27 protein-coding genes are annotated in these 26,464 nt (G+C 66.6%); 15 read left to right on the top strand and 12 right to left on the bottom strand.

The genetic code is table 11. The annotated features are described in order from the left end of the window. Positions 1–128: 128 nt before the first annotated feature. Positions 129–920, bottom strand: a complete 792-nt coding sequence (locus G9E11_RS17800; RefSeq protein ID WP_190608155.1) for a permease — start codon at positions 918–920, stop codon at positions 129–131. A 222-nt stretch (positions 921–1,142) separates the two neighbouring features. On the opposite strand from G9E11_RS17800, the gene G9E11_RS17795 reads away from it, so the two are divergent. The 13 genes from G9E11_RS17795 (at position 1,143) to asd (ending at position 13,694) form a co-directional block, all read left to right on the top strand. Further along, positions 1,143–1,841, top strand: coding sequence for a winged helix-turn-helix transcriptional regulator (locus G9E11_RS17795; protein ID WP_190608154.1), 699 nt, complete (start codon positions 1,143–1,145; stop codon positions 1,839–1,841). Between the two features lie 274 nt (positions 1,842–2,115). Next, positions 2,116–3,087: a mycothiol synthase gene (mshD, locus tag G9E11_RS17790; RefSeq protein WP_190608153.1), complete on the top strand. Its 972-nt coding sequence runs from the start codon at positions 2,116–2,118 to the stop codon at positions 3,085–3,087. 104 nt (positions 3,088–3,191) lie between these two features. Continuing rightward, complete coding sequence (locus G9E11_RS17785) at positions 3,192–5,441, top strand: RNA degradosome polyphosphate kinase (RefSeq protein WP_190608152.1); 2,250 nt, start codon at positions 3,192–3,194, stop codon at positions 5,439–5,441. An 11-nt stretch (positions 5,442–5,452) separates the two neighbouring features. Then, on the top strand, positions 5,453–6,424 hold the full coding sequence (locus tag G9E11_RS17780) for an NUDIX hydrolase (protein WP_190608151.1): 972 nt from the start codon (positions 5,453–5,455) through the stop codon (positions 6,422–6,424). A 107-nt stretch (positions 6,425–6,531) separates the two neighbouring features. Beyond that, positions 6,532–8,190, top strand: a complete 1,659-nt coding sequence (locus G9E11_RS17775) for a hypothetical protein (protein WP_190608150.1) — start codon at positions 6,532–6,534, stop codon at positions 8,188–8,190. After that, complete coding sequence (locus G9E11_RS17770; protein WP_190608149.1) at positions 8,187–8,627, top strand: GntR family transcriptional regulator; 441 nt, start codon at positions 8,187–8,189, stop codon at positions 8,625–8,627. Before G9E11_RS17775 ends, G9E11_RS17770 begins: the two co-directional genes overlap by 4 nt. Positions 8,628–8,636: 9 nt before the next feature. Next, positions 8,637–9,440: a thymidylate synthase gene (locus tag G9E11_RS17765; protein ID WP_190608148.1), complete on the top strand. Its 804-nt coding sequence runs from the start codon at positions 8,637–8,639 to the stop codon at positions 9,438–9,440. After that, positions 9,437–10,021, top strand: coding sequence for a dihydrofolate reductase (locus G9E11_RS17760; RefSeq protein WP_190608147.1), 585 nt, complete (start codon positions 9,437–9,439; stop codon positions 10,019–10,021). Before G9E11_RS17765 ends, G9E11_RS17760 begins: the two co-directional genes overlap by 4 nt. 3 nt (positions 10,022–10,024) lie before the next feature. Further along, on the top strand, positions 10,025–10,243 hold the full coding sequence (locus tag G9E11_RS17755; protein ID WP_190608146.1) for an NF038396 family protein: 219 nt from the start codon (positions 10,025–10,027) through the stop codon (positions 10,241–10,243). A 113-nt stretch (positions 10,244–10,356) separates the two neighbouring features. Then, positions 10,357–11,436: a WXG100 family type VII secretion target gene (locus G9E11_RS17750; protein ID WP_190608145.1), complete on the top strand. Its 1,080-nt coding sequence runs from the start codon at positions 10,357–10,359 to the stop codon at positions 11,434–11,436. A gap of 9 nt (positions 11,437–11,445) precedes the next feature. Next, a complete protein-coding gene (locus G9E11_RS17745) occupies positions 11,446–12,099 on the top strand; it encodes a hypothetical protein (protein WP_190608144.1) in 654 nt (217 codons plus the stop codon). Then, positions 12,086–12,487, top strand: coding sequence for a hypothetical protein (locus G9E11_RS17740; protein WP_190608141.1), 402 nt, complete (start codon positions 12,086–12,088; stop codon positions 12,485–12,487). The genes G9E11_RS17745 and G9E11_RS17740 overlap by 14 nt, the downstream gene beginning before the upstream one ends. Before the next feature lie 76 nt (positions 12,488–12,563). Beyond that, the gene (asd, locus tag G9E11_RS17735) at positions 12,564–13,694 is read left to right on the top strand and encodes an aspartate-semialdehyde dehydrogenase (RefSeq protein ID WP_190608139.1); all 1,131 of its coding nucleotides are present in this window, start codon (positions 12,564–12,566) and stop codon (positions 13,692–13,694) included. A 303-nt stretch (positions 13,695–13,997) separates the two neighbouring features. On the opposite strand, the gene G9E11_RS17730 is transcribed toward asd, so the two are convergent. From G9E11_RS17730 to G9E11_RS17700, 7 genes are all read right to left on the bottom strand, one after another. Continuing rightward, positions 13,998–15,104 carry a winged helix DNA-binding domain-containing protein gene (locus tag G9E11_RS17730; RefSeq protein ID WP_190608137.1) on the bottom strand — a complete coding sequence of 369 codons (1,107 nt, stop codon included), beginning with the start codon at positions 15,102–15,104 and terminating at the stop codon, positions 13,998–14,000. 62 nt (positions 15,105–15,166) lie between these two features. After that, on the bottom strand, positions 15,167–16,234 hold the full coding sequence (locus tag G9E11_RS17725; RefSeq protein WP_190608440.1) for a UDP-N-acetylmuramate dehydrogenase: 1,068 nt from the start codon (positions 16,232–16,234) through the stop codon (positions 15,167–15,169). A gap of 7 nt (positions 16,235–16,241) precedes the next feature. Next, positions 16,242–16,679, bottom strand: a complete 438-nt coding sequence (locus tag G9E11_RS17720) for a MaoC family dehydratase (RefSeq protein ID WP_190608134.1) — start codon at positions 16,677–16,679, stop codon at positions 16,242–16,244. 2 nt (positions 16,680–16,681) lie between these two features. Further along, the gene (locus G9E11_RS17715) at positions 16,682–17,143 is read right to left on the bottom strand and encodes an FAS1-like dehydratase domain-containing protein (RefSeq protein WP_190608132.1); all 462 of its coding nucleotides are present in this window, start codon (positions 17,141–17,143) and stop codon (positions 16,682–16,684) included. 35 nt (positions 17,144–17,178) lie between these two features. Further along, on the bottom strand, positions 17,179–17,403 hold the full coding sequence (locus G9E11_RS17710) for a DUF3188 domain-containing protein (RefSeq protein WP_190608129.1): 225 nt from the start codon (positions 17,401–17,403) through the stop codon (positions 17,179–17,181). A 32-nt stretch (positions 17,404–17,435) separates the two neighbouring features. Continuing rightward, positions 17,436–18,377, bottom strand: coding sequence for a DUF2797 domain-containing protein (locus G9E11_RS17705; protein ID WP_190608127.1), 942 nt, complete (start codon positions 18,375–18,377; stop codon positions 17,436–17,438). 27 nt (positions 18,378–18,404) lie between these two features. Next, positions 18,405–19,268: an HpcH/HpaI aldolase/citrate lyase family protein gene (locus G9E11_RS17700; RefSeq protein WP_190608124.1), complete on the bottom strand. Its 864-nt coding sequence runs from the start codon at positions 19,266–19,268 to the stop codon at positions 18,405–18,407. A 338-nt stretch (positions 19,269–19,606) separates the two neighbouring features. On the opposite strand from G9E11_RS17700, the gene G9E11_RS17695 reads away from it, so the two are divergent. After that, complete coding sequence (locus G9E11_RS17695) at positions 19,607–20,644, top strand: ABC transporter substrate-binding protein (RefSeq protein WP_190608121.1); 1,038 nt, start codon at positions 19,607–19,609, stop codon at positions 20,642–20,644. Positions 20,645–20,722: 78 nt separating this feature from the next. Beyond that, entirely contained in the window at positions 20,723–21,643 is a 921-nt protein-coding gene (locus G9E11_RS17690) for a TauD/TfdA dioxygenase family protein (RefSeq protein ID WP_190608119.1), read from the top strand. Positions 21,644–21,738: 95 nt separating this feature from the next. On the opposite strand, the gene G9E11_RS17685 is transcribed toward G9E11_RS17690, so the two are convergent. From G9E11_RS17685 to G9E11_RS17670, 4 genes are all read right to left on the bottom strand, one after another. Next, positions 21,739–22,704: an aldo/keto reductase gene (locus tag G9E11_RS17685; RefSeq protein ID WP_190608117.1), complete on the bottom strand. Its 966-nt coding sequence runs from the start codon at positions 22,702–22,704 to the stop codon at positions 21,739–21,741. A 124-nt stretch (positions 22,705–22,828) separates the two neighbouring features. Continuing rightward, positions 22,829–24,538 (bottom strand): glycoside hydrolase family 13 protein, encoded by a 1,710-nt coding sequence (locus tag G9E11_RS17680; RefSeq protein WP_190608115.1) that lies wholly within the window; start codon positions 24,536–24,538, stop codon positions 22,829–22,831. A gap of 51 nt (positions 24,539–24,589) precedes the next feature. Beyond that, entirely contained in the window at positions 24,590–25,501 is a 912-nt protein-coding gene (locus G9E11_RS17675; protein WP_190608113.1) for a carbohydrate ABC transporter permease, read from the bottom strand. Further along, the gene (locus tag G9E11_RS17670) at positions 25,501–26,448 is read right to left on the bottom strand and encodes a carbohydrate ABC transporter permease (protein WP_190608111.1); all 948 of its coding nucleotides are present in this window, start codon (positions 26,446–26,448) and stop codon (positions 25,501–25,503) included. Before G9E11_RS17670 ends, G9E11_RS17675 begins: the two co-directional genes overlap by 1 nt. Between the last annotated feature and the right edge of the window lie 16 nt (positions 26,449–26,464).

Genomic DNA, 26,464 nt, shown 5'->3' with positions numbered 1-26,464 from the left:
CCGCTGTCCTTTGAACAGGCGGTAGACAACAAAACCGGCAAACCAGGCCATGGAAAGGCTGGCAACGCCGAGCAGGACAAGGAAGAAGATTTCAAATGCAAGTACGGACATGATGCCATCCTAACCCGTCAGGAGATGAGTAGTTTGTCTATGAAGTAGGCGAGCGAACCGACCGCCGAAATCGGCGCCAGGCCCATGCCCAAGGCCGCCGGAAAGTTCAGCGGAGCGCCCCGGAGAGTCACCAGCCGGCGGAAACTGACCAGGACCGCCCCGACCACCACACCGAACACTGCCGCGGGCAAAACGGCGATGTCGGAGAACACCAGGCCGGCGAGCGGCCCGGCCAGTCCGGCCAGGGTGATGCCCAGGGGCGCAATAATCCGGTCCGGCCAGCGAATGAGGCCGGCGAGCAGTGCGACGGCGGCGCTGATCCCGGCCACCAGCACCATCTCCTTGACACCGTTGAACCTGGTGCCGGCAATCCATCCGGACCCCAGGCAGGAGAGGAGAACGCCCACGCTGCAGCCGAGTGTCGACTCCAGGCGCTGCGCCTGGCCGGTACCGCGCAACAGTTGAACAATGAAGACGGCGGTGACACCGAGGGCAATAAAGCCGGGTGTCCAGTTGAGGAAGCCAGGGGCGGCCGCGAAAGTGGCCGCAACGGCCGAGCCGGCCCCCGAAAGTCCGATCACGGCAGCGAGGGTTTTTTTGGCGGGGATTCCCAGGTAGTGGGGCCAGCCGACGCCGATCCCCAGGGCAAAAAGCACGGCAACCGCGAGGAGGACGTCCGGAGTCCGGAAGACGCTGGCCACCAGCGTGGCCAGGCCCGCCAGGCCAACGACTCCGATGCTCCACGACTCGAGCGTCCGGCCTGCAGCGGCAGGAGCGCTCACCTCGGGGGCAGGCCGCGGCGTACTCATCTCGGACTCTGCACTCAAATCTGCTGCGACCTCATCCTGGCTGTGCCGTTGACGGGCAGGGGCTCGGCCCCCTGACGGTTTCAATCCTGCCCTATGTGACCGCCATATGTCGTAAACAAGGCGCACGGGTACGGCCCATCCGTGTCCATCAGGGAGCCGTTGGGTATACTCAGTCATCAGCTCAGTCGCCCGACGATGCGCGGACAGCCCCTTGGAGGAATAATGTCGCACATCCTGTTACTGACCAACAGCACCGGGTCATCGGTGGACATTCTGCCTGCCTTGGAGCTCCTGAACCACCGGGTGCACATCCTTCCCGCCGAGCCAACCGCCCTGCTTGAAACGGATCCCTGCGACATCGTGCTCCTGGACGCGCGCAAGGACCTCGTGGGCGCCCGCTCCCTGACCCAACTGCTGAAGGCCACCGGCCTCAGCGCACCCCTGGTGCTGATCCTCACCGAGGGTGGCATGGCGGCCGTTTCCTCAGCCTGGGCCGTCGATGACATCGTGCTCGACTCGGCCGGTCCCGCAGAGGTGGAGGCACGGATCCGGCTCTCCGTTGCCCGGGCCGTACCGGAGCAGGATGATGCTCCCTCCGAGATCCGGGCTGCCGGCGTCGTTATTGACGAGGCGAGCTACACGGCCCGCGTCAACGGCGCGGCACTGAACCTGACATTCAAGGAGTTCGAACTCCTGAAGTACCTGGCGCAGCACCCCGGCCGGGTATTCACCCGGCAGCAACTCCTCACCGAGGTCTGGGGCTACGACTACTACGGCGGCACCCGGACCGTGGACGTCCACGTCCGGCGGCTGCGCGCCAAGCTGGGCGCCGACCACGAGAACCTGATCAGCACTGTGCGCAACGTCGGCTACCGGCTCACCCTGATACGCCAGCAGGAGGACGAACTCACCGAGGCGTAGGCCCCGGACCGGACCCCCTGGGCCCGCCGGAGAGTGCCCGCACCCCGGCACCACCTGCCACAAAAATACAGAACGGCCCCGCTCACCAGAGCCGGGCCGTTCTGTATTTCTACTTATGAGTGGAGGACATACGGGTCGAACGTATCGCGGCCACCCCGGTGGTGGATCCCCCTCGCAACCTGCTATGAATGCCGGCTGAGGTAACGACTATACGGGGCGGCACGGCGTGTATCAAATCGGGCGTGCGCGGGTGGCGTCCGTATAGCCTTACAGCATGAGTCCTGCGCACCCGGAGAAATGGCCCGTCCTAGTCATCAAGGGCGGCGTGGATGAAGAGCTGCTGCGGGACGTCCGCGCCCTGCTGGCCGCCGCCGAGGAATCGGACGGCAATCCCCCCGTTTCCGAACAGACCCTCGTGACCATGCGCGCAGCGGACACGGGCCCGCACATGCTGCTGACCCTTGCCCTCTACGCCCCCGACGAGAAGTCGGACCCCGCCACGGCACAGGACCTGGCCGGTTTCGCCGTGGTCGTCCAGGAGCCGGACGGGACAGGCGTGGCGGAAATCGCCGTGCACCCCAGCTACCGGAACCAGGGCGTGGCAGACCGGCTGGTCAGCACGCTCAAGTCCTCGCGGGGCCTGGACAGGCTCAGGGCATGGTCGCACGGCAACCATGAGGCCGCCGCGGACCTGGCGGCCCGGTACGGCTATGGCCCGGTTCGGGAACTGTGGAAAATGCGGCTCACCACCGCCGCCGCTGACCTGCCCGACGTCGGCCTTCCGGACGGCGTCTCGATCCGCGCCTTCGTGCCGGGCAAAGACGAAGAGGCCTGGCTCGTGGCCAACCGTGAGGCGTTCGCGCACCACCCGGAGCAAGGATCCCTGACCAGGGCCGACCTGCAGGCCCGGATGGACGAACCCTGGTTCGACCCCGCCGGCTTCCTGCTGGCGGAGGGCCGGGACGGGCGGCTCCTGGGCTACCACTGGACCAAAGTGCATCCGCGGCACGGGACACACCCTGCCATCGGCGAGGTGTACGTGGTGGGCGTCACGCCCGCCGCCCAGGGCATGGGCCTGGGCAAGGCCCTGACCGTCGCCGGGATCCGGCACCTCCAGCAGCAGGGCCTGCACGCCGTCATGCTGTACACGGATGCGGACAACACTCCGGCTGTCTCGCTGTACCGGCGGCTGGGCTTCACGCGCTGGGATATGGACGTGATGTACGGGCCGGTGGAGGGGCGCTAATCGGCTCTTTGACGCTTGGTCCGGCCGCCCCGAAATCTTCGGGTCCCGGAACCGTGAATGCTTGTAAGGTTGAAAATAAACCCGCCAGTACTCAAGGAGAGCGCATGCAACCGGAATCCGCCGGAACAGCCACCACCGAAATCAAGGCTGCCCCTGTGCGCGCCCGGTTTGGCTCCTCCGAAGTGCCGGCCTCCCGCGCCACGCAGGACCGGATCGACATCCCTGAGTTCGCTGCCATCCTGGAGCCGGACGGCGAGATCAGCCCGGACCGGTTCCTGGACCGCGAGCTGAGCTGGCTCGCGTTCAACGCCCGGGTCCTCGAGCTAGCCGAAGACCCCGACCTGTACCTGCTGGAGCGCGTCAACTTCCTTTCGATTTTCGCGTCCAACCTCGATGAATTCTTCATGGTCCGCGTGGCCGGCCTGAAGCGCCGCATCGCCACCGGGCTCGCCGTCCCGTCCCCGGCCGGGCTGAGCCCCGTCCAGGTCCTGGAGCAGATCGGCGAGGCCGCCCACCGCCTGCAGCAGCGGCACGCCCAGGTCTACGCGGAGCAGATCCGGCCGGCCCTGGCTTATGAGCACATCCACCTCATGCACTGGGACGAACTCGACGACGAGGCCCGGCACCGGCTCAGCGCCATGTTCGCGCAGAAGGTCTTCCCCATCCTCACCCCGCTGGCCGTGGACCCCGCCCACCCCTTCCCCTACATCTCGGGCCTTTCCCTGAACCTGGCCGTGGTGGTCCGGAACCCGGTCAGTGACAAGGAGCTGTTCGCCCGCGTCAAGGTGCCGGACCAGCTGCCCCGCCTGATCTCCATCGACGGTCCCCGGGCCGGCTCGGTGCCCGGCCGCGTGGCGCGCTTCATCGCCCTCGAGGAAGTCATCGCCGTCCACCTGGACCAGCTCTTCGCCGGCATGGAGGTCTTGGAGCACCACACCTTCCGCGTGACCCGCAACGAGGACGTCGAGGTTGAAGAGGACGACGCCGAGAACCTCCTGCAGGCGCTTGAGAAGGAACTGCTGCGCCGCCGGTTCGGCCCGCCCGTCCGGCTCGAGGTCACCAACGACATCAACCCGAACATCCGCGCACTGCTGATCCGCGAGCTTGGTGTCGACGAGTCGGAGGTCTACTCCGTCCCGGCACCCCTTGACCTGCGCGGCTTGTCCGTGATCGGCAACATCGACCGCGCGGACCTGCACTACCCCAAGCATGTGCCCCACACCTCGCGGTACCTGAACGAGTCCGAGACGTCCAAGGCCGCGAACGTCTTCGCCGCCATGCGCCGCCGGGACATCCTGCTGCACCACCCCTACGATTCGTTCTCCACGTCCGTCCAGGCATTCCTGGAACAGGCGGCGGCGGATCCCAAGGTGCAGGCCATCAAGCAGACCCTGTACCGAACCTCCGGCGACTCCCCCATCGTGGACGCCCTCATCGACGCCGCAGAGGCGGGCAAGCAGGTGCTGGCCCTCGTGGAGATCAAGGCCCGCTTCGACGAGCAGGCGAACATCTCCTGGGCGCGCAAGCTGGAGCAGGCCGGCGTCCACGTGGTCTACGGCATCGTGGGCCTGAAGACCCACTGCAAGCTGTCCCTCGTGGTCCGCCAGGAGGTGGACGGGTTGCGCCGCTACTGCCACATCGGAACCGGCAACTACCACCCGCGCACCGCGCGCTACTACGAGGACCTCGGGCTCCTGACGGCCAACGAGCAGGTGGGCGAGGACCTGTCCAAGCTGTTCAATCAGCTCTCCGGGTACGCCCCCAAGTCGACCTTCAAGCGGCTCCTGGTGGCCCCCCGGTCCGTGCGTTCGGGACTGATCGAAAGAATCGAAGCCGAAATCCGCAACGCCCGCGCAGGAATCCCGGCGCGAGTGCAGATCAAGGTCAACTCCATGGTGGATGAGTCCATCATCGATTCCCTGTACCGCGCCTCGCAGGCCGGCGTGAAGGTGGACGTCATTGTCCGCGGCATCTGCTCCCTGCGCCCCGGCATCCCCGGGTTGAGCGAGAACATCACGGTCCGCTCCGTGCTGGGCCGCTTCCTTGAACACTCGCGCGTGTTCGCCTTCAGCAACGGAGGCGACCCCGTGGTGTACATCGGCTCCGCGGACATGATGCACCGCAACCTGGACCGCCGGGTGGAGGCGCTGGTGCAGCTGTCCGGCGGCGAGGACACCGCCTACGTCCTGGACCTGATGCGCCGGTACATGGACCCCGAAACGTCCAGCTGGCACCTTGACAACGACGGCGAGTGGACCCGCCACCACATCGGCGACGACGGCAGCAAGCTGGACGATGTCCAGTCCTGGCTCCTCGCATCCCGCTCCCGGCAGCGCGCCGTCGTCCGGCGGTAGGAACCCGGCCTTTGAAGAGCAGCGACTCACCCATAGCGGATCAGACCGATCACCCGGGCGAGCCGGTCGCCGTCACGGCCGCCGGCGCCCTGCCTTGGCGCGTCAAGAAGGACCAGCTGGAGGTCCTCCTGATCCACCGGCCACGGTACGACGACTGGTCCTGGCCCAAGGGCAAGCTTGACCCAGGCGAAACTGTGCCCGAGTGCGCAGTCCGCGAGGTGGAGGAGGAGATCGGCCTCGTTGCACCGCTGGGCATCCCGCTCCCGCCCATCCACTACCACGTCTCCGCCGGGCTGAAGATTGTGCACTACTGGGCCGTTGAGGTCACCGGCAATTCCCTGCGCCCCGACGGCAAGGAAGTGGACAGCGTCATGTGGTGCGCACCGGAGCGTGCGGCTGCGCTGCTGTCCAACCCGTCAGACCGGGCGCCGCTGGAATACCTGGCGGCGGCCCACGCCCGCAAGGAACTGCAGACCTGGCCACTCGTCATCGTGCGCCATGCCAAGGCCAAACCGCGATCGTCGTGGACCAAGGCAGAAGGTGAACGGCCCCTGGCAGCCACCGGCATACGCCAGGCCCAGGCCGTGCACCGGCTGCTGAAGGCGTGGAAGCCGCTTCGCGTCGTCAGCAGCCCGTGGCTTCGCTGCGTGGCCACCATCGCCCCCTACGTCAAGTCAGCGGACGCCAAGGTGAAACTCGTGGATGCACTGACGGAGCACCGGCATGCCCGCAACCCCAAAAAGACGGCTGCCGTCGTGGACGCACTATTCGACAAGCAGCGCGCAGTGGTGCTGTGCACGCACCGGCCGGCCCTCCCCACCGTCCTGGGCCAGCTCGCCGGTTACATGTCCCCGCGGCTCAAGGGCCTGCTGCCGGTGGCGGACCCCTACCTCGCCCCGGGGGAAATGATCATCTGCCACGTGGCGCACGGCAGCAAGAGCAGGATCGTCTCGGTGGAGCAGTTCAAGCCCTTCGACGACTGAGTCACCGCCTGCAGGCCTCCACCTTGACCGCGCCATCTTTGTATCAAATACTTGGTACAAAGATGGCGCTTCACGTCAGGCGCTTTGAGGATCATTGGGGGGATCTGATGCCACTACAGTTTGAGTTGCCGCCCCTGGCGCTGCTGGGACCGCTGCTGGCCGCGGTGGGCATTTACGGGTTGTTGCGCTGGGTGGTCTGGGCGCCGGGCGGCGGTACCTCGCCGAAGTCCATTTCAGATCATGCGCTCTGGGTCGGCGTCATCGGCTGGCTGGCCAGCACCCTGCAAGGGGCAGCAAACGCCGGCATCATTTTCCTCAACCCCCAGACGCCGTCGCAGACGCAACCTGCGGAGATCCTGGAGGCGCTGGCCTGGCCGGTAGTCGGCTGCCTCGGTGTCCACGCGCTGGGCCAGCTCAGCTACCCGGGTCCACGGGGTTCGCGCCGGCTGGCAACCCTGTCCGTCCGGCGTGTCAGGGATTTTCTGCCCTGGAGGCTCGCTTGGACGACGCTCGGCATTTTCGCCGCGTCCGCCGCGACCATCACATGGGCGGCCATGCAACCCGGGTACCGTCCGTTGCCCTACACTTCCCCGCCCTACGGGGAATCTGGCCCCAATGTGGGCGGCGACGGACGGATTCCCGGGACAGAACTGGCGGCGTGCCTGGCTACTGCGCTGATTCTGCTCGCGGCCGGTACCGTTCTGGTGCTGTGGCTGATTTCCCGCCGCCGGCAACTGGAAGCCCTGGATTCCGGCGACAACGTTCTCCTCCGCACGATCGCGATGAACCGGCTGCTGCGGACGGTCTCGACTGTCGCCGCAGGACTGGCAGCCATCGCCGGCAACTTTGCTTCCCGTCCGGATCCCGCTGTGACCACTGATTGGACCAACCCGACCGCACTGGTCGCCATGGTGGTGCTGTTCGTGATGTGGCTGTGGCAGCCGCCGCAGCTGGCCAGCGTTCGGCCCCGCAAAGCCGAAACCCGCCGGGCCTCGTCTTCCGGCCCGAAAAACGTCCGGAACCTGCGCAGCGAGAAGCATCCTGCCGCGGTGCTCACCGCGTCCCTCGGCGCCCTCCTCGGGCTGGCCGCGGTGGCGCCGGGGATGGCAGTCCTGCTCGTGCTGGGCTCCACCAATCCGGCCCGTGCCACCGTCATCTCAGCTGTAATGGCCGCGTGCGTCCTGCTGGCCATCCTGGCCGGCGAGCTGCTCCTCGAACGGAATTACGGCTCTGCCTCGGCAGTCCGCGGCTGGCCCGTCCAGCCGGTGGCGCCCGCCCTCCTCACCGCTGCGATCATTGGCCTGCTGCTGCTGGCAGTCGTGACTGTGATGACTGCCGTCGGAGAAGCGACGCTTCCGTCCGGAACACCTGCAGCCCCGGGCTGGATTCCGACGGCGGTGGCCACTGCCGCCGTCGCCGTCACCGCGGTGCCCGCCACCCAGGCCGTTCGCCGGCGCCGCGGCATCGTCACCTCCGATGACGGACTGGACGCGGCGCTGCGCGCCGTCACGCTCAACAGGATCGTTCGGATTCTGGCCGCCTTCCTGCTGGCACAGGCGGGTGGCCTGCTGATTTCCGCAGGCCCGGCTTGGGGTGCGCTGCTGGGAACGCGGACGGTCCCGGCGGAACTGTGGGAAGGGACGGCAGCGGCGGCCGGGTACGTGCTGGTGGCAGCCGCCGTGGCGCTTTCCCTGATTCCCGTGACCGCTTTCGGCCCGAGGAGGGCTGCGGCCGCCCGGCGCGCACCGGTGGCACCTGCGCGATGACGGTGGGCATTTCGGTAGACCTCGGCTCCCCCACTCCCCCGTACGAGCAAATCCGGCTGCAGGTCAGCGCGCTGATCGCGGCGGGCGGGCTGACACCCGGGACGCGGTTGCCGGCAGTCCGCAGCCTCGCGGCAGACCTTGGGCTCGCCGCCGGGACCGTCGCCCGGGCGTACAAGGAACTGGAGCAGTCCGGGCTGATCGAGACCCGGCGCCGGAACGGAACCGTCGTCGTCGGGCCACCGGCATACAGCGCGCCGGACGCCGGGGCGACTGGCTCCGGTGCCTCCGGCTCCGGTGCGTCCGCAGCGGAAGTGGGTGCCGCCGTCGAACATGTCATCCAGGCTGCAGCCAAGGCCGGGCTGCCCGACGAGGAGCTACTTGCGCTGCTCCGTGTTGCTCTGCAGAAGCGCCGCGGCCTGCCTCCTGGCGTCGACTAGACTGGACGCGTGAGCACCCCAACGCCCTATGAAGACCTTCTGCGCGACGTCATGGCCAACGGCACGCACAAATCAGACCGCACCGGCACCGGAACCAGCAGCGTTTTCGGCCGCCAAATTCGCTTTGATCTGGGCGAAAGCTTCCCGCTGATCACCACCAAGCGGGTGCACTTCAAGTCCGTTGCCGTCGAGCTGCTGTGGTTCCTCCGCGGCGACACCAACGTCAAGTGGATGCAGGACCAGGGCGTGACCATCTGGAACGAATGGGCCGACGCCGACGGCGAACTCGGGCCGGTCTACGGCGTCCAGTGGCGCAGCTGGCCCACTCCTGACGGCGGACACATCGATCAGATCGCCGAGCTCGTGGAGAGCCTGAAGTCGAACCCGGACTCGCGCCGGCACATCGTCTCGGCCTGGAACGTGAGCGAGCTCAAGGACATGGCACTGCCGCCCTGCCACGCGTTCTTCCAGTTCTACGTCGCGGACGGCAAGCTCTCCTGCCAGCTGTACCAGCGGTCCGCGGACATGTTCCTGGGTGTGCCGTTCAACATCGCTTCCTATTCGCTGCTGACCTGCATGCTGGCCCAGCAAGCCGGGCTCGAGCCGGGTGAATTCGTCTGGACCGGCGGCGACGTGCACATCTACGACAACCACATGGATCAGGTCCTGAAGCAGCTGGAGCGGGAACCGTACGAGTACCCGCAGCTGAAGATCACCCGCAAGCCCGCATCGATCTTCGACTACACCCTGGACGACTTCGAAGTGGTGGGCTACCGGCACCACCCCACGATCAAGGCGCCGATCGCCGTATGAGCACGGAGGGCACAATGGATGCGCAGGCTTTCAGCGAGGACATCGCCGCAGGGATGTCCGGGATCGGACTCGTGTGGGCCCAGACGCCGGCCGGAGTCATCGGCAAGGACGGGGACATGCCGTGGAACCTGCCCGAGGACCTGAAGCACTTCACCAGGGTCACCACCGGCCACCCCGTCATCATGGGCCGCAAGACCTGGCTGTCCTTCCCGGCGAAGTACCGTCCGCTGCCCAACCGGACCAACATCGTCATCACCCGGCAGGAGAACTGGGGCAGCTCGCCCGAGGCGGAGGGCGCCGTCGTCGTCAAATCCCTCGATGATGCCCTGCTGGAATCCCAGTTCGCGCCGGGCTGCGAAGCAGTCTGGATTCTCGGCGGCGGCGAAATTTTCAAGGAGTCCATGGGCCTGGCCAACGTCGCGGTGGTCACCACCATCGATGTGGATGCCGACGGCGACACGTTCGCCCCGGAGCTCGGCGACGGCTGGGTGGCCGGCACATCCGTGCCTTCCGACGGCTGGCTGACGGGCGCCAACGGCACCCGTTACCGGTTCACCAAGTGGAACCGCTCGGAAGGTTAGACCATGCTGCGTAAACCCGAAACCCTCTTCGTGCTCGGCTACATGCTGCTGCCGCTGCTTGCCCTGCTGTCCGCGATTGTCGGGCTCACCATGATCCTGGGCGGCAACAAAATCGCCGGTGTCATCGTCCTGGTGGTGGTGACGCAGGTGTTCGCTTTCGGCGCCTTCTTTGCCCTGCGCGCCCGCAAGACCGCCCTCCTGGAGGAGCCCGACCGCCAGTAGCCCCTCGGATGGGGAGTGCTGCCCATCGCAGCGGCCCGGGGCGCGAACTAGAGTTATGGCTGGACTTAGCAGCAACTGTGCCCGTTTAAAACGGTCAGATTTTGGGGGACGATGTGACAGGTAATTTGTGGGGCGCCGACGTCGCGCAACTGCGCACACTCGCGCAGCAGTTCGGAAACGTCTCCGACAACCTGATGCAGACGTCGTTGCAGCTGACCAACCAGATCAACAGCAACCCTGCCTGGAAGGGCAACGACGCCACCCAGTTCCGTTCGGACTGGAACGGCAACCACAGGGCTCTTATCCAGCGGACGGTGCGCGCCCTCAAGGATGAATCCCGCAAGTTGCTGGACAACGCCAACGAGCAGGAGAAGGCCAGCGACGCCGCCCCGGGCTCCGGCGGCGGGCCGATCACCCTTGGCGATCCAGGAGGATCGCTGGCAGGCGTGCTGGGCGGGGTTCTGGGCGGTGGGATTGCGGCGCTCAAGGCGGGCATGACCATCCAGAAGTTCATCAAGGCCCCACTCACACTGGCCAAGCACGCCGGGCAGTACGGCTGGGTGCTGAAGAACCAGCGGGCGGACTTCATCAAGTCGTTCCTGCAGGGAAGCCACCGCATCGGCGGCCCCGGGTTTGCTGCACACCGGCTGCTCGGCAATTCCGCTCTTGAGGGCCTGCTGAAGGGCTCCGCGTCCGCCAACCGCGGGCTCGGGCTGATCGACAAGGCTACTGACATTGCGTCGCTGAAGAACCTGAACAAACACGTCGGCTTCCTTTCCAAACTCGGCCCTGTCCTGGAGGAGAAGCCCTGGCTCGGTGCGGGTACCAAGCTCGAATGGCTGGGCAAGTCGGGCCTCGCGCGTGGACTTGGCTGGGCCGGCGTCGGCTTCAGCGCTTATGACTCCGTGAAGAGCTTTTCCGATGGCGACATCAAGGGTGGGTTTGTGGGCGTCGGCAAGACGGCGCTCGGCGTTGGCTGCTTCCTGCCGCCTCCGGCCGGGACCGTCTGCCAGGTCGCCAGCGTCGGCATAGCCGTGTACGAGAACTGGGACACTATTAGCAGCGTCGGCAAGGACATCGGTGAAGGAGTGGTCAACGCCGTGCAGGATCCCGGAAAATTCGTCAGCGACACGAAGGATACGTTGGTTGATGCAGGTAAGTCCGTGGGCAAATTCCTCGGATTCGGCGGCTAGGAGAGAAGCATGACTGTTCAGGACCCAACCCAGCAGGAGCCGCGCCTCGGCGTTGACGTCATCGGGTTTGGCGTGGGCGAGTTCGCCTACCTGCTGAACGTTTTTGAGGGCCCTGCCCGCGACCGTTCCGTCAGCGTTTTCCGTGCCGAGGAGATGATCGACGACGTCACCCTGTCCACCGCCGGGGCGTCGTCGCTGCTGGCACGTGATCTGGCCGCTGTTGACGACGACGGCGATCTCGGCGTGAAGGGCGTGGCCGCTGCCGTGGCCACCGCGCTGGGTCAGGCGACCCGGTGGACTGAGATCTCGCTCCTGACCGGCGAGTCGATGGACAATGTGGCAATGCTCGAAGCACCTGGCGTGTCCCTGATGCTCCAGCCACGATTGCTGGGCACCTGGTTCGTCTTTGCCCAGGATCCCGCCCTTTCCTCGGCGGAGGCGACACTCCGGGTGGTCCGCCAGCACGTGGAGCAGAACCAGGGCGGGTCCGCGTACTTGGTTTTCAAAACCCTGGCTTCGGAACAGCACCTCCTGATCCGCCGCGAAGAGAACACATGGACCACCGGCGTTCCCGACTTCGACAAGGACGAGGTGGCAGAAACAGCGGGCCTGGATGATGCCGGGCTGCTTGCCGCGATCGAGGATGCCCGTGGCGAGGCGTAGCGAGGGTGTCCCGCAGGAACCGGGCTACGTTCCGTCCCAGGACCCCGACGACAAGCTGATCTACCGCCGGGCCGAGAACGGCGAGGTGGTGGGCTACTCCCGCGCCGAATACGGCGTGCGCAAGGACGACGGCCGCGGCCTGGTCAAGCCCGTCAACAGCTCCGGCGGGCTGCTCTTCCTCTCAATACTGCTCACCGCCTGTCTGGGGGGCCTTGTTTACGGCGTGGTGCAGGTGGCGCTCACTGACCAGTGGCACATTCTGGCCGAAGTATGGTGGGTGTTCCCGGCCTGCCTCTTCCCTTTCCTTGCCGCGTGGGCGGGTTATTTCAAGGAGCGGAAAGCCGAGAGGCTGCGCCGGGCCCGTAACCTGCCGCGGCCCGTGGACTGAGTCCTGCACTCGCTGCCGCTGCCCGGCAGTGACGTAACCGACTGCGGCCTGCCGAATCGAAAGATAAACTGGCCCAATGACTACAGCAGCTACTCCGTCCGTTGGACTGGTCGGTTGGCGTGGCATGGTCGGCTCCGTCCTGATGCAGCGCATGCAGGAAGAGGGCGACTTCGCCAACATCAACCCCGTATTTTTCTCCACCTCAAACGCAGGAGGTGCCGCGCCTTCATTTGCTGAAGGCGCAGGCAAGCTCGAGGACGCGTTCGACGTCGACACGCTGGCGAAGCTGCCCATTATTGTCACCGCCCAGGGCGGGGATTACACCAAGCAGGTCCACGGCGAACTGCGCAACCGCGGCTGGGACGGCCTCTGGGTCGACGCCGCCTCCACCCTGCGCATGAACGACGACTCCATCATCGTCCTGGACCCGATCAACCGCGACGTCATCGACAAGGGGCTCGCCAACGGCACCAAGGACTTCGTCGGCGGCAACTGCACCGTGTCCTGCATGCTGATGGGCCTCGGCGGCCTCTTCAAGAACGGCCTCGTCGAGTGGGGCACGTCCATGACCTACCAGGCCGCCTCCGGCGGCGGCGCACGGCACATGCGCGAGCTGCTCAGCCAGTTCGGCACCCTCAACGCCGAGGTCAGCACGGAACTGGATGACCCGGCGTCGGCCATCCTGGACATCGACCGCAAGGTGCTGGCCCACCAGCGGAGCGACATCGATGCCACCCAGTTCGGCGTGCCCCTGGCCGGCTCGCTGATCCCGTGGATCGACGCCGACCTCGGCAACGGCCAGTCCAAGGAAGAATGGAAGGCCGGCGTCGAGACCAACAAGATCCTCGGCACCTCGGATGACAACCACGTGATCATGGACGGCTTGTGCGTGCGGATCGGGGCCATGCGCTCGCACTCGCAGGCGCTGACCCTGAAGCTCCGCGAGGACCTCTCCGTTGCCGAGATCGAGAAGCTGCTCGACGAGGACAACGAATGGGCCAAGGTTGTGCCCAACTCCAAGGAAGCCTCGATGGCAGACCTGACTCCCGTGGCTGCCTCGGGCACGCTGACCATTCCGGTGGGACGCATCCGCAAGCTTGAAATGGGCCCGCAGTACATCAGCGCCTTCACCGTCGGCGACCAGCTCCTTTGGGGTGCCGCCGAGCCGCTGCGCCGCATGCTCAACATCGCCACCGGCACGCTGTAACCAGCTTCGCCCCACTCAACCGGCCCTGCCCCGCACGACCTGCCCGCCCTGGCCGTTCATGCGGGGCGGGGCCGGTTTTGCGCCTGCGCCCGGGCGGTCGAGGCCAGGACACGCAGTTTGACGGCAGCGGGAGACGCCAGATGCTGCCAATCAAGCCGCAGGACGACCCACCCCTCCTCGGTCAGAGCGTCTCGCGGGCACGCTCAGCCAACAGCACCTCTTCGGTTGGCGTACGTCATGCGGGGCCGGACCGGTCATGTTTTTTTGCGTCTGCGCCCGGGCGGTTGCGATGGCGGGAGGGCGTCAGGACGCGAGGAACCGCTCGTACCGTTCCGCTGCCCGGCGGAAACCCGCCAGGGCCGCCGGCCCCAGGGGCTTGGTCTCATCGAAGGGAACGTGCACGACGGCGGCCTTCCGCCCGCTACCCTCCCTCGCCCAGGTGCCGGTCACTTCGCCGCCGGCCACGACGGCCTTCTTGAACACGCCGTTCCCGCCAGGAACGATCTTCTGCGCATGCTCGGGCGGCAACACGACGCTCCGGTCCGTGTAGCCGAGGACAAACTCATCGAACCCCGGAAGAGCAAGAACCGTGCGTTGTCCCGGCACCCCGTCGTCCAGCAGTGCTGCGGCCTCCGGTGACATCCAGTACTGAAGCCCGTCGTACTCAAGCTCCACCAAATCGCTGTTCACCGCTGGCAGGGCTCGCCGCACCTCAGTCACAGGAATGCTGGACCACCACGCGAAGTCGCGCAACGTTGCGGGTCCGTGGCCGCGCAGGTACCTCAGCAGCAGCTCGGCGATCCCCTCCTCACGGCCCAGGTCACGGGACGTTGTGATCCAGTGGCTGAACGCAGCGAACTTCTGCTGGTTGCCGTGGAGCGGCCCGGGCACCAGCGTGGCGCTCTGGCACAGCATCCACAGCAGGTGGATCCCGCGCTGCGCCTTAGTGACCTGTCCGGCCGCTTCGAAGGCCGCGAACAGCTCCTCCCGGCTGGCGGCCCGTCCGCCGTCGACCAGGCCGAGGGCAACATGCCGGCACGCTTCGACGTCGCTGCCGGTGATTTCCAGTTGCCGGTGCCGGCCGCCCGTGCCTTGGATCATCCGAGCTTTGGTGATGTTCAGGATCCAGCGCAAATCCTCGGGAGCCAGCAGGTGCAGCGTGCCCCGCATGGGCCATGACCGGACCACGGACCCGTCATCCAGGGCACGGCGAACGTCGCTCAAGCCGGCGCCGGGAACCCGGGCACCCACCGCCCACAGCGCCGCTTGGAGATCCTGGGCCTGCATCGCGGTCATCGAGCGGACTGCCTCCGGCACCCCGGTGAATCCGGTCCCCAGCAGGCCCTGCGACGCCAGCCTCAGCCGGCCCATCACCCTGGGCGTAACCCGGATCCGCACCGCTGCTGCCATGGACCCATCCTAGGGCTCCCCGTAACCGAACAACCCGGTTACCGGAGCAGGCGCCACCAGACCTAGAGCGAGAGACCGATCAGGAGCGGTTCGGGGTGCAGTTCGATGCCAAAACGCCCGACGACGCCGGCACGCACCTCGCGTGCGATCGCCACCATGTCGGTGGCGCTGGCCGAGCCGCGGTTGGTGATGGCCAGGGTGTGCTTCGTGGACAGCGAGGCCCGGCCGCCGGAGACGCTCCCGTCCTCCAGCCCGAAGCCCTTGCCGAATCCGGCGTTGTCGATCAGCCACGCCGCGGACAGTTTGACCGCGCCATCGGAGCCGCCCGGGTAGCGTGGGGCGTTTTCGGGCAATCCGTCCGCCACAGAAGACGGCACGATCGGGTTGGTGAAGAAGGAGCCCGTGGAATAGGTGTCGCGGTCCGCCGGGTCCAGCACCATGCCCTTGGACGCGCGCAGCCGCAGCACCTCCCGGCGGACGTCGTTCGAGTAGGCACGCTTGCCCTGCTCCACGCCCAGGACCCGCGCCAGCTCGGCATAGCGGATGGGTGCGCTCATGCGGCCCAGCGGCAGCTGGAACTCGACGGTCAGCACCACGTAGCGCGGAGAGCCGTTGACGGTGGTCTGCTTGAGGATCGAATCCCGGTACCCGAATTTCAGCTCCGAGTTGGTGAAGGTCTTCACAGCGTTGCGCTCCCGGTCCCAGGTGCGGACCGCGGCGATGGTCTGCGACACGTCCGCGCCGTAGGCACCGACGTTCTGCACCGGGGTGGCTCCGGTGGCGCCGGGGATCCCGGACAGCGCTTCAATGCCGGACCAGGCGTGGAGCACGGCGTGCTGTACAAGCGCGTCCCAGTTGTGGCCCGCCTGGACCACCACGGATACGCCGCCGCAGGAGTCCTCCGCGTTGACGGTAAACCCCTCCGAGGCGATCTTCAGGACGGTTCCGGGGAACCCGTCGTCGGAAATCAGCAGGTTGGAACCGCCGCCGATGATCAGCAGCTGCTCACCGGCGGCGTCCGCTGCACGCACCGCCTCGATGATCTCGGCCTCGGTGCGGGCCTCGACGTATTTGCCGGCGGGACCGCCGACTGCGGCCGTGGTCAGATCGGAAAGCATTGGAGGGGTCACCATCACGTCACGCCAACCGGACGAGGGCCTGGGCTTTCATGAGGACCTTCTGACCGCCGAACACCACAGTGAGGTCCACGCGCGCGGTGCGCGCATCGGCATCCAGCGCGCCGACCGCGCCGCTGACGTCGATCACGGCACCGGCGTCGCCGGTTCCCGTGGTGTCGGTGACCAGCACCGGCTTGGTGAAGCGGGTCTGGTAGTCGACGACGGCGGCCGGGTCACCGGCCCAGTCGCTGACCAGCTGCACGGCGGCGCCCATGGTGAACATGCCGTGGGCGATGACGCCGGGAAGCTCAACGCCCGTGGCGAAGGTCTCGTTCCAGTGGATGGGGTTGAAGTCGCCCGAGGCGCCGGCGTACTTGACCAGGTCCTGCCGGGTCACCTCGATGCTGCGGCCGCCGATGTCCTGGCCGACGCTGAGTTCTTCGAATGTGGGGCTCATGGCTACTGTCCCTCTCCGCGGACCAGGATGGATGACTTGGTGGTGGCTACCGGCTCGCGCCCGTCCCCGTCCGTCAGGGCAAAAATCTCGCTGCGGGTGGTGATCATGGCTCCTCCACCCATCGCGCGCACGCCGTCGACGTGCAGTTCCGCCACGAGCCGGTCCCCGGCAAAGATGGGGCGGTGGTGGGTGAAGCGCTGGTCCGCGTGGACGACGCGGAAGAAGTCGATGCCGGCCTCCGGATCCTCGATCAGCTGGGCGTCGGCGCGCTGCGCGATGATGATCGCGAACGTGGGCGGTGCCACGAGGTCGGGGTGGCCAAGGCCCTGCGCGGCGTCGACATCGAAGTGGGCGGGGTGGGTGGCCTTGACGGCGCGGGCGAACTCGCGGATTTTCTCGCGGCCAACGTCATACACCTCAGCGGCAGGGTAGCTTCGCCCCTGCAGGTCCGGATTGATAGTCATGGGTTCCAGCCTATCGGGGCGTGCGTTCAGGTCCCCTATTTCGGGATGTTCTTGCGGACCGTCTGGCCGCGGACCACCATGCCGACCATGTGCAGCACGAGGCCCAGGCCGATCACCGGCAGGGACGCGATCATCAGCACCTGGTTGGCCGTGACGTTGCCCACGATGTTGAGGATCAGACCGGCGGCGATGAGGCCCATCGCGGTGAAGACCAGGATTTTATAGGACTTGGGGGCGGTGACCCAGAATTGATGCAGCACCGTGCCAGTTTACCCAGTCATGGTGCCGGACCTCAGAACAGCGCTTCCTGCACCGCCGGCACCTCCGAGCTGTACTCCCCCGGTTCCACCAGGCGCCCCTTCAGCAGCCCGAGGTTCACCACGAAGTCGAGCTCCGATCCGTCCAGGCCGGCCAGGCCTTGGCTGCCGCACAGGGCCCTGAGGGTGAAGCCGTGGCTTCCGCCGTGCATTCCGTGCGGGTAGGCCTGCCGGGAACCAGCTGCGCACAGCTCTGCGGCCTGCGCCGGGCGGATCCACTCCTCATCCACAATGGCAAAACCCCCGACGGCGGTGCCCGCCAACAGTGTCCGGACATCCTCCGCCCGGCGCCGGTTGAGGAGGTCAAGCTCATGGGCGGGAAGCGGATCCGTCAGGGCGGCGGCCTTCGCCGTGCCCCGCACCTGCTGGGCAAGGCCCGCTTCGCTCGTGGCCAGGTCCTCAAGGACGCGCACCAGCCGCCCGTCCTCCGCCAGGGCGACGTAACGGGCCACCACGGCACCCTGCTCAGCCAGCCGGTTCCATTTGCGCGGCTGGGAGGCCGTGCCGATTTTGCTGGCACCGTTGGCGAACGTGGCGACGTAGAGCCAGTGCGGCTGCATGAGATAGTCCCGGAGGCCGGCCGGGACCCGTCCGCCACGGTGGAAGTCGTGGGTCAGCCGGGTGTCGTCTGCCAACTGGCAGGGCTCACACTGGCTGCCCCGGACCTCGTGGGCACTGTCCGGGCAGGTGACGTGCCGGCGCTCGGCGGCGGAGAAGACCCTGGTGTGGCCGAGGCAGTGCTTGCCGCCGTCCGCAACGCGGAACCCGAGGCGGGTGCCGGCGTCGAGCGCCATCTCACTGAACCCGCCGGAATGGTGCTGGAGGCGCAAAACGGGCCTGCCGCCGTCGGACGCTGCGGAAACGGCCGGCGGCCCATCCCAAAAGACCCCGTGCACCAGATAACGGGTATCGGTCACGGGGCCTCCTGGTAATACTGATAGCGCTTACAGCGCGGGCTGCACGCCAAACGCTACCGCGAGCTTCATGATCTTCTCTGCGCGGCCGAGGCGGGGCAGATCGGAGCCGTCGCGGATGACGCGGCCGTTGGCCTCGAAGTCGGCCATGAAGTCGGTGGCCCAGGCGACGTCCGACGGCGTGGGGCTGATGACCTCGTTGATGACGCTGGTCTGGTCGATGGCCAGGCAGAGCTTTCCGGTCATGCCCATCATCACCGTGACGCCGGTCTGCTCGCGCAGGATCGGGTGGTTGGTGCCCACGGTGGGTCCGTCGATGGGGCCCGGCAGGTTGCCCACCCGGCTGGCCACGACAAGCTTGGCGCGCGGGTAGGCCATGGCCTCCTGCGTGTTCGCCATGCCGGTGTCGCGGCGGAAGTCGCCGGAGCCGAACGCCAGGCGGAATGCGCCCTGGGCCTTGGCGATGTGGTTGGCCTCTTCAATGCCGAGCGCGGATTCCACGAGCGGGATGACCGGCGTCTTGCCGTCCATGCGGTGGAAGCTTTCGGTGACCTGGTCTGCCGACTCCGTCTTGGCCAGCATGACGCCGAGCAGCCCCGGCGTCCCACGCAGGCCCGCGAGGTCGTCGGCCCAGAACTTGCTGGTGGCGTCGTTGATCCGCACCCAGGCCTGGCCGCCGGCGGAGAGCCAGTTCACCACGTTCTCGCGGGCGGCATCCTTCTGCGAGGGGTCAACGGCGTCTTCGATGTCCAGGATGATCGAGTCCGCGCGGGACACGGCGGACTGGTCGAAAAGCTCGGTTTTCATTGCGTTGACAAGCAGCCACGAGCGGGCGATCTCGGCGGGGATATTGCGTTCTTGCCGGGTGATCTCGGCTGTGGAAGAAGACGTCATGGTTCTACCGTATCGGGCGGTCGCCTGTATGCGCGACGCAGATCGGCCCCGCAGGGCAGACCAATACGAACAAAAGCCACAGTGTACCGCCCAAATCCCACAGTGTACCGCCCATCGCTGGGATCTTTGCTGCCGCCTGTCACGGGGATTCACCGGCCGCAACGGCGCGCCTCATGTCCCGCTGTTGCGCCGTGTTTCCGCGGATTTCCAACGGTTTCCCGCCGTGACCGGGGCACTTTTCTGCGTCGTCCGAGTGCGCTTACATCGATCCATCGGCCGTTGCAGCGGCCGGAGCGAACGTGGCGAACCAGCCAAACCAACCCCTGAAGGAACCCCTAATGAAACGACACCTGACCATCCTGAGTGCTGCGGCCGCCGTCGTCATCGCCCTGACGGTGTCCGGCTGCGGCGGGAGCGCCGCCGGCGATGACGCAGGCGGCACGGGCGCTCCCGGCGCCAGCGAAGTCAAGGAGCTCCGCTACCAGGGCTGGGCCAACAGCGTGACCCTTCCCGAGCTGGCGGAGAACCTCGGCTACCTGGGTGACGTGAAGCTGAACTGGGTGGGCAACACCATCGGCGGCCCTCAGGACATCCAGTCCGCAGCGACGGGCCAGACCGACTTCGGCGGCGCCTTTGCCGGCGCCGTGGTGAAGCTCGTGGAGGCCGGGGCTCCGGTGAAGGCCGTCATCAACTACTACGGCGAGGACAGCAAGACCTTCAACGGCTTCTACGTGAAGGAGGACAGTCCGATCAAGACGGCTCGGGACTTCATCGGCAAAAAGATCGCCGTGAACACCTTGGGCGCCCACTCCGAGGCAGTCATCAACACCTACCTTCGCAAGAACGGTCTGAGCGCGGACGAGATCAAGCAGGTCCAGCTGGTGGTGGTTCCGCCGAACGACACGGAGGAAGCCATCCGCCGCGGCCAGGTGGACGCCGGCTCCCTCGGCAGCATCCTGCAGGACCGGGCCGTCGCGAACGGCGGGCTGCGGTCCGTCTTCAGCGACTTCGACCTGTTCGGCACGTTTGCCGGCGGACCTTACGTCTTCCGGGAAGACTTCCTCGCCCGGAACCCCAACACGGTCCGTACCTTCACCACGGGCGTGGCCAAGGCCATCGAGTGGGAGCGGGCCACGCCCCGCAAGGACGTCATTGCCCGGCTCACCAAGATCCTGAAGGAACGCGGCCGCAACGAGAACCCCGCCGCCCTGCAGTACTGGAAGAGCGTGGGCGTCCCCGCCAAGGGCGAAATCAAGGACGAGGACTTCACCCGCTGGGAGGAGTACCTGAAGTCCGTTGGCATCATCAAGTCCGGCCTGGACACCAAGAAGCTGTACACCAACGAGTTCAACGGTCTCCTGACCGCTTCAAAGTAACGCCCGATCCAAGCACCGCACGATTCAACTAACCGCACGATTCAAAAAGTATCCGCAGCACAAAGTGAGGAAAGAACGATGACTGTCATTACCGAAACAAAGCTCGAATTCTCCAAGCTGGGCTCCCGCATCGGCGCCGAGATCCGCGGCCTGGACCTCAGCGGCGACCTGCCGGCGGAGACCGTCGCACAGATCCGTGCGGCCCTCAACGAGCACAAGGCCCTCGTGTTCCGTGAAGCCAGCATCCTTACCGACGAGGCGCAGGTGAAGTTCGCCAGCCACTTCGGCCCGCTCACCAAGGCACACCCCACCGTTGCGTCGGTTGAGGGTGAGGAGAACGTACTGCCGGTGGACAGCGAGAACGGTTCGGCCAACAACTGGCACACGGATGTCACGTTTGTGGTCAACCCGCCGCAGGCGTCCACGCTGCGCAGCATCGACCTGCCGGCTTACGGCGGCGAGACGCTGATCGCCTCCTCCGCCGGCGCCTACGCCGATCTTCCGGACGAGCTGCGGAACTTTGCCGACACACTCTGGGCCATCCACACCAACGACTACGACTACTCGGTGCCCAAGAACCTGGAGCACGCCAACGCCGAGGACCGACGCAAGGAGTTCACGCGGCTCAAGTTCGAGACGGCCCACCCCGTGGTCCGCGTCCACCCGCTGACCGGCGAGCGCGGATTGTTCATAGGGGGCTTCGCGCAGCGCCTGCGGATCGTGGGTCTGTCCAACACCGAATCCAAGGACATCATCCGGCTGCTCCAGGCCTACGTGACCCGTCCGGAAAACGTGGTCCGCGTGAACTGGGAGCCGAACCAGCTGGTGCTCTTCGACAACCGGATCACGCAGCACTACGCCCCGGACAACTACGACGGCCAGCCGCGCAAGCTCAACCGCGTCACCATCGCCGGGGACATCCCGGTGGGCGTGGACGGCAAGCAGAGCCAGGCCCTGAAGGGTGATGCCTCCACGTACTCAGAGATCGCCCCGCTCTAGGGTCGCTTCCCGCCGGGAGGGCGCCGCCCCCAGGTAGGTCGCAGCAGATGGCGTTCTGAGCCCTCAGAACGCCATCTGCTGCGACCTACTTGGGTTTAAGGGATGTTGCTGCCGCGGGCCGTGACCCACAGCCGGTACCACTCGGCCCGGGTCATGGTCTGGGCCGCGCGCGAGGCCCCGGCGCAGGCACGGATCCGGTCCGGGTTGGCGGTTCCGATCACCGGCGCGATCCCGGCCGGGTGCTTCATCAGCCACCCCAGCAGGACCGCCTCGACGGTGGTGTCCTTCTCCCGGGCCATCTCGGCCAGCAGCGAGGCCGTGGCGCTCTCGGCCGGGGTGGGCCGCTCGGGCGGGTTGCCGGTGTAGTGGCCCCGGGCAAGTGCACCGTAGGCCTGCAGGGTGATCCCTTGCCGGGCGCAGTACTCCAGCGTCCCGTGCGGAAAGCTGTAGCCGTGGGCATCGGGGTGGTTCACCAGCACGGTGCTCTCCAGCCAGTCCCGCTTGAGCAGGCTGAGCTCCAGCTGGTTGGCCACCACCGGGGTTTCCAGGTTGTCCTGCAGGAACTCGATCTGCGCGGCGGACATGTTGGACACGCCCAGTGCCCGCACCTTCCCGTCGGCCATCAGTTTCCCGACGGCGGCGGCCACCTCCGCGGGTTCCATCAGGGGATCCGGGCGGTGCAGCAGGAGGATATCCACATAGTCGGTGCGCAGGCGCTCGAGGCTGCCGTTCACGCGCTCGATGATGGCGTCGGCGCTCAGGTCGTAGTGGGTCTCCAGCCCCCGCTCGTTCAGCCGGATCCCGCACTTGGTCTGCAGCTGGATGCGCTCCCGCAGGCCGCTGGTGCCGGCCAGCACCTCGCCGAAGACAGCCTCCGCCTTTCCGTGCCGGTAGATGTCGGCGTGGTCAAAGAGCGTGACACCGATGTCCAGCGCCGCATCGACGGCCTCAGCCGCCGCCTCGACGTCGGTGATTTCGTGGGGCTCCGTCGACCAGTCCCCGCCCAGGCCCATGCAGCCGTAGAGCAGCCGGCCATTCGGTGCTGCAGTCTGTTCAGTCATGGCATCACTCTTTCACTTGTTCCCGGCCCCGCACAGGGGCCCGGTAGCCGGGCGTTTAACGATCCGCTGGCGGCCCCCGGTCCAATCAGACCAAGGGCCGCCAGCGGCAGGTATCCAGTTAGGTTCAGCGCAGCCAGGCCGTGGTGTTGGCCGGCAGCTTGCCACCTTCCAGCGGTGCGCTGCTCACCAGCACCGTGCCTGCAGGGAGGTCGACGGCGGTGTCCCCGAAGTTGGTGACCGCCTGCCAGCCACCGGGGCGGCTGAAGTGCAGGACGTCCGGGTTTCCGGTTTCGATCCATTCCAGCTCTTCGTCCGCCTGCAGCTCGCGGCGGAGCTTCAGGGCCGCGCGGTACAGCTCGAGCGTCGAGCCCTGGGTGCCGTCCTGCGCCTCGACGGCGTAGCTGCTGAACCAGTGGGGCTGCGGCAGGTGCGCGCCGCCGTCGCCGAACCCGAAGGACGTCCCTTCCACGGCCCACGGCAGCGGCACGCGGCAGCCGTCACGGCCCACTTCCACTCCCCTGTTGCGGAAGAACGACGGGTCCTGGCGTTCGGCCTCCGGGATGTCCGCAACTTCCTGCAGGCCCAGTTCCTCTCCCTGGTACAGGTACGCGGAGCCGGGCAGTGCAAGCATGAGGAGCGTCGCGGCGCGGGCGCGGCGCTGGCCGAGTTCGACGTCGAGTTCCTCCCCAGGTCCGCCGGCGAGCAGCCAGGCCTTGCCGTCCTGGCCCTTGGCGTGCTTGCCCTTGGAGCCCTTGGGCAGCCCGTAGCGCGTGGCGTGCCGGACGACGTCGTGGTTGGAGAACACCCACGTGGAGGAGGCGCCGGTGGCGCCCGCCTCGGCCAGGTTGCGGGTAATGATCTCGTGGAACTCCTCGGCGTCGAAGTCGGCCTGCAGGAGGTCGAAGTTGAAGGCCTGGCCCAGGCCCTCGGGGCTGGCGTAGCGGGCGCGGCGGGTGGCGTGCACCCAAGCTTCGGCGACGGCGGTGCGCGGCGGGTTGTATTCGTTGAAGACCTCGCGCCACTCGGCATAGACCTCATGCACCTCGTCGCGGTCCCAGAACGGGTGCGACCCGTCATCGAACCCGTCGGTTCCGCTGTTGGCAGCGCTCAGCTCCAGCTTGGAGAGCAGTGGTTCGGTGAGGTCCTTGGTGAGCGCATGCGCCACGTCAACGCGGAAGCCGTCCACGCCGCGGTCGGACCAGAAGCGGAGGGTCTTGAGGAAGTCGTCGCGGATTTCCCGGTTGGCCCAGTTCAGGTCCGGCTGCTCCTTGGCGAAGATGTGCATGTACCACTGGCCGGGCGTGCCATCGGGTTCGGTGATGCGCTCCCAGGCGGGGCCGCCGAAGACGGAGTCCCAGTCCGACGGCGGGAACTCGCCGTTGGGGCCCTTGCCGTCCCGGAAGATGTACCGGTCCCGCGCTGCGGATCCCTTCGGGGAGGCCAGTGCTTCCTTGAACCATTCGTGCCGGTCGGAGGAGTGGTTCGGCACGATGTCCGCGATCAGCTTGATGCCGGCGGCGTGGAGCGCGTTGGCCATCTCGTCGAAGTCGTCCAGTGTGCCGAGCTTCGGGTCCACGTTGCGGTAGTCGTCCACGTCGTAGCCGCCGTCGGCGAGCGCCGAAGGGTAGAACGGGCTGAGCCAGACGGCGTCGATCCCGAGGGACTTCAGGTACGGGACCTTGGCCGTGATGCCCTTGATGTCGCCCAGGCCGTCACCGTTCGAGTCGGAGAAGCTGCGGGGATAGATCTGGTAGACGGACGCCTGGCGCCACCAGTTCGGATCGGCCAGGCGGTCGGAATCGGAAAGGGTTGCCAGCGTGGCGGTGGTGGACAAGGGATGATCCTTTTCTAGGGTTGGGTTTGTTGCTGGACTGGTTTGATGGGTCTACTTGACGGCCCCGCGCATGACTCCGGAGAGTACCCAACGCTGGGCCAGGATGTAAACCACCAATGTGGGGGCCATGGCCATCAGGTAGGACGCGAACGCGAGGCTGTAGTTGGTGTTGAACTCTCCCTGGAAGAGCATCTGCACCACCGGGAGGGTCTGCAGGGCGGGATCGGCGATCATCATCTGCGGCAGCAGGAAGTCGTTCCATGAGCCGAGGAAGGCGAAGATGCCCACGGTGGCGTTCATGGGAGCCAGCAGCGGGAAGATGATCTTGCGGAACACCTGCCAGGTGGTGGCGCCGTCGAGCCGGGCCGATTCCTCCAGCTCCACCGGAATGGAGCGGACGAAGGCGATATACAGCAGCGTGTTGAACGAGATGCCGCCCAGTACGTGCAGGAACACCACGCCGCCCGGGTTGTCCAGGCCGAGGAGGGCCGTCTGCTTGATCAGGGGCAGGATGATCACCGGGAACGGGATGAACATGGCCGAGAGCAGGTACACGAAAGAGCCGCGGAAGAACCTCCGGTTCCAGTTCCTGGCGATTGCGTAGGCCACCAGCGAGCTGCAGGCCAGCGAACCGAGGACGCTGAAGACCGTGACAAAGGCGGTGGACATGAAGGCAACCGGGAAGTTGGTGGCCACATACGCGGCGGCGAAGTTGTCCCAGTTCATCGGGTTCGGCCAGGCCAGGCCTGTGCCCGTTCCGATCTGGTCCGGGGACTTTAGTGCCATGGCCACGGTGAAGTACAGCGGCAGCAGGACGGTCAGGGACGCCACGAGCATCAGCGCGGTGAGCCACCAGTTGACCTTGTAGCCCTCCCGGCCGGACTTGCGGGTCCTGCCGGACCGGTTCTTCAGGCCGAGCGGGGCCATTTTGTTCACCGGCTTGGAAAATGTGGATGCGGTCATTACAGAGAAACCCCCCGGCGCTGGATGAGGCGCAGCTGGATGACGGAGATGAGCAGGGTGATCAGGAAGTAGATGACCGCGTTCGCCATCTGGTAGGAGTAATCCCCGCCCGTGAAGCCGGAGAAGATCCGCATGGCCACGGACTGGGTGGCCATGCCCGGCCCTCCGCCGGTGAGGCCCACGATGATTTCGTAAGTCCCCAGGAAGCCCTTGAAGCCGAGGATCACGTTGATGACGAGGTACCCGAGGATCAGCGGCAGGGTCAGGCTAAGGAACTGCCGGAAGCTGCCGGCACCGTCGAGGTCGGCGGCTTCATACACCTCGGCCGGGACGCTCTGCAGCCCGGCCAGATAGATGATGGTGGCGCCCGGAGCCACCTGCCAGACCGTGACCAACACGATCGCCAGCCAGGCAAGGTTCTCGTTCGCCAGGATGCTCGTGGCCAGCGGCGTCACGCCGAAGCGCTCCGCCAGCACGGGCAGGGTGTTGGAGAACAGGTAGTTGAACACGAAGGACACCACCAGGGCCGAGAGCACCATCGGGATGAAGAAGACGGTGCGGATGCCTGTACGCCACTTGATTTTGGCGTTCAGGCCAAGGGCGATTGCGAGTGCCACGATGTTGACCACCACGGTGGTGGTCAGGGCGAAGATGAACGTGAAGATGTAGGACTGCAGGATCGCCGGGTCTTTGAAAATGTTGACGTAGTTGGACAGTCCAATGAACTTCCAGTCACCGTAGCCGGCGTAGTTCGTCAGGCTGAAAAACACGCCCACGAGTGCCGGAAGGGTGATGAAGAAGGCGAACAGTGCCAGGACCGGCACCACCATCCAGTAGTAGGTGGGGTCGATCCTGTTCTTGGACCTGACAGCCCGCGACGCGGCTTTCGGGGGAACGGTCGAAGCGGCGGGCGGTGCTGCCTGCGCCGTCTCTGAGGTTGTAGTCATGGGGACTCCTGGATTC

It is taken from the genome of Arthrobacter ipis, from assembly GCF_014694315.1.
Lineage (GTDB): Bacteria > Actinomycetota > Actinomycetes > Actinomycetales > Micrococcaceae > Arthrobacter > Arthrobacter ipis.
Note: the sequence above shows the minus strand (reverse complement) of the source record. Positions and strands in the feature narration are given on the sequence as shown.

Coding starts and splice junctions, on each gene's coding strand:
- G9E11_RS17730 (WP_190608137.1), bottom strand. CDS start 15,104: ATGGCAGCAGCGGTGCGGATCCGGGTTACGCCCAGGGTGATGGGCCGG.
- G9E11_RS17685 (WP_190608117.1), bottom strand. CDS start 22,704: ATGACTGAACAGACTGCAGCACCGAATGGCCGGCTGCTCTACGGCTGC.
- asd (WP_190608139.1), top strand. CDS start 12,564: ATGACTACAGCAGCTACTCCGTCCGTTGGACTGGTCGGTTGGCGTGGC.
- mshD (WP_190608153.1), top strand. CDS start 2,116: ATGAGTCCTGCGCACCCGGAGAAATGGCCCGTCCTAGTCATCAAGGGC.
- G9E11_RS17745 (WP_190608144.1), top strand. CDS start 11,446: ATGACTGTTCAGGACCCAACCCAGCAGGAGCCGCGCCTCGGCGTTGAC.
- G9E11_RS17770 (WP_190608149.1), top strand. CDS start 8,187: ATGACGGTGGGCATTTCGGTAGACCTCGGCTCCCCCACTCCCCCGTAC.
- G9E11_RS17795 (WP_190608154.1), top strand. CDS start 1,143: ATGTCGCACATCCTGTTACTGACCAACAGCACCGGGTCATCGGTGGAC.
- G9E11_RS17690 (WP_190608119.1), top strand. CDS start 20,723: ATGACTGTCATTACCGAAACAAAGCTCGAATTCTCCAAGCTGGGCTCC.
- G9E11_RS17775 (WP_190608150.1), top strand. CDS start 6,532: ATGCCACTACAGTTTGAGTTGCCGCCCCTGGCGCTGCTGGGACCGCTG.
- G9E11_RS17785 (WP_190608152.1), top strand. CDS start 3,192: ATGCAACCGGAATCCGCCGGAACAGCCACCACCGAAATCAAGGCTGCC.
- G9E11_RS17760 (WP_190608147.1), top strand. CDS start 9,437: ATGAGCACGGAGGGCACAATGGATGCGCAGGCTTTCAGCGAGGACATC.
- G9E11_RS17800 (WP_190608155.1), bottom strand. CDS start 920: ATGAGTACGCCGCGGCCTGCCCCCGAGGTGAGCGCTCCTGCCGCTGCA.
- G9E11_RS17675 (WP_190608113.1), bottom strand. CDS start 25,501: ATGACCGCATCCACATTTTCCAAGCCGGTGAACAAAATGGCCCCGCTC.
- G9E11_RS17695 (WP_190608121.1), top strand. CDS start 19,607: ATGAAACGACACCTGACCATCCTGAGTGCTGCGGCCGCCGTCGTCATC.
- G9E11_RS17700 (WP_190608124.1), bottom strand. CDS start 19,268: ATGACGTCTTCTTCCACAGCCGAGATCACCCGGCAAGAACGCAATATC.
- G9E11_RS17720 (WP_190608134.1), bottom strand. CDS start 16,679: ATGAGCCCCACATTCGAAGAACTCAGCGTCGGCCAGGACATCGGCGGC.
- G9E11_RS17755 (WP_190608146.1), top strand. CDS start 10,025: ATGCTGCGTAAACCCGAAACCCTCTTCGTGCTCGGCTACATGCTGCTG.
- G9E11_RS17670 (WP_190608111.1), bottom strand. CDS start 26,448: ATGACTACAACCTCAGAGACGGCGCAGGCAGCACCGCCCGCCGCTTCG.
- G9E11_RS17715 (WP_190608132.1), bottom strand. CDS start 17,143: ATGACTATCAATCCGGACCTGCAGGGGCGAAGCTACCCTGCCGCTGAG.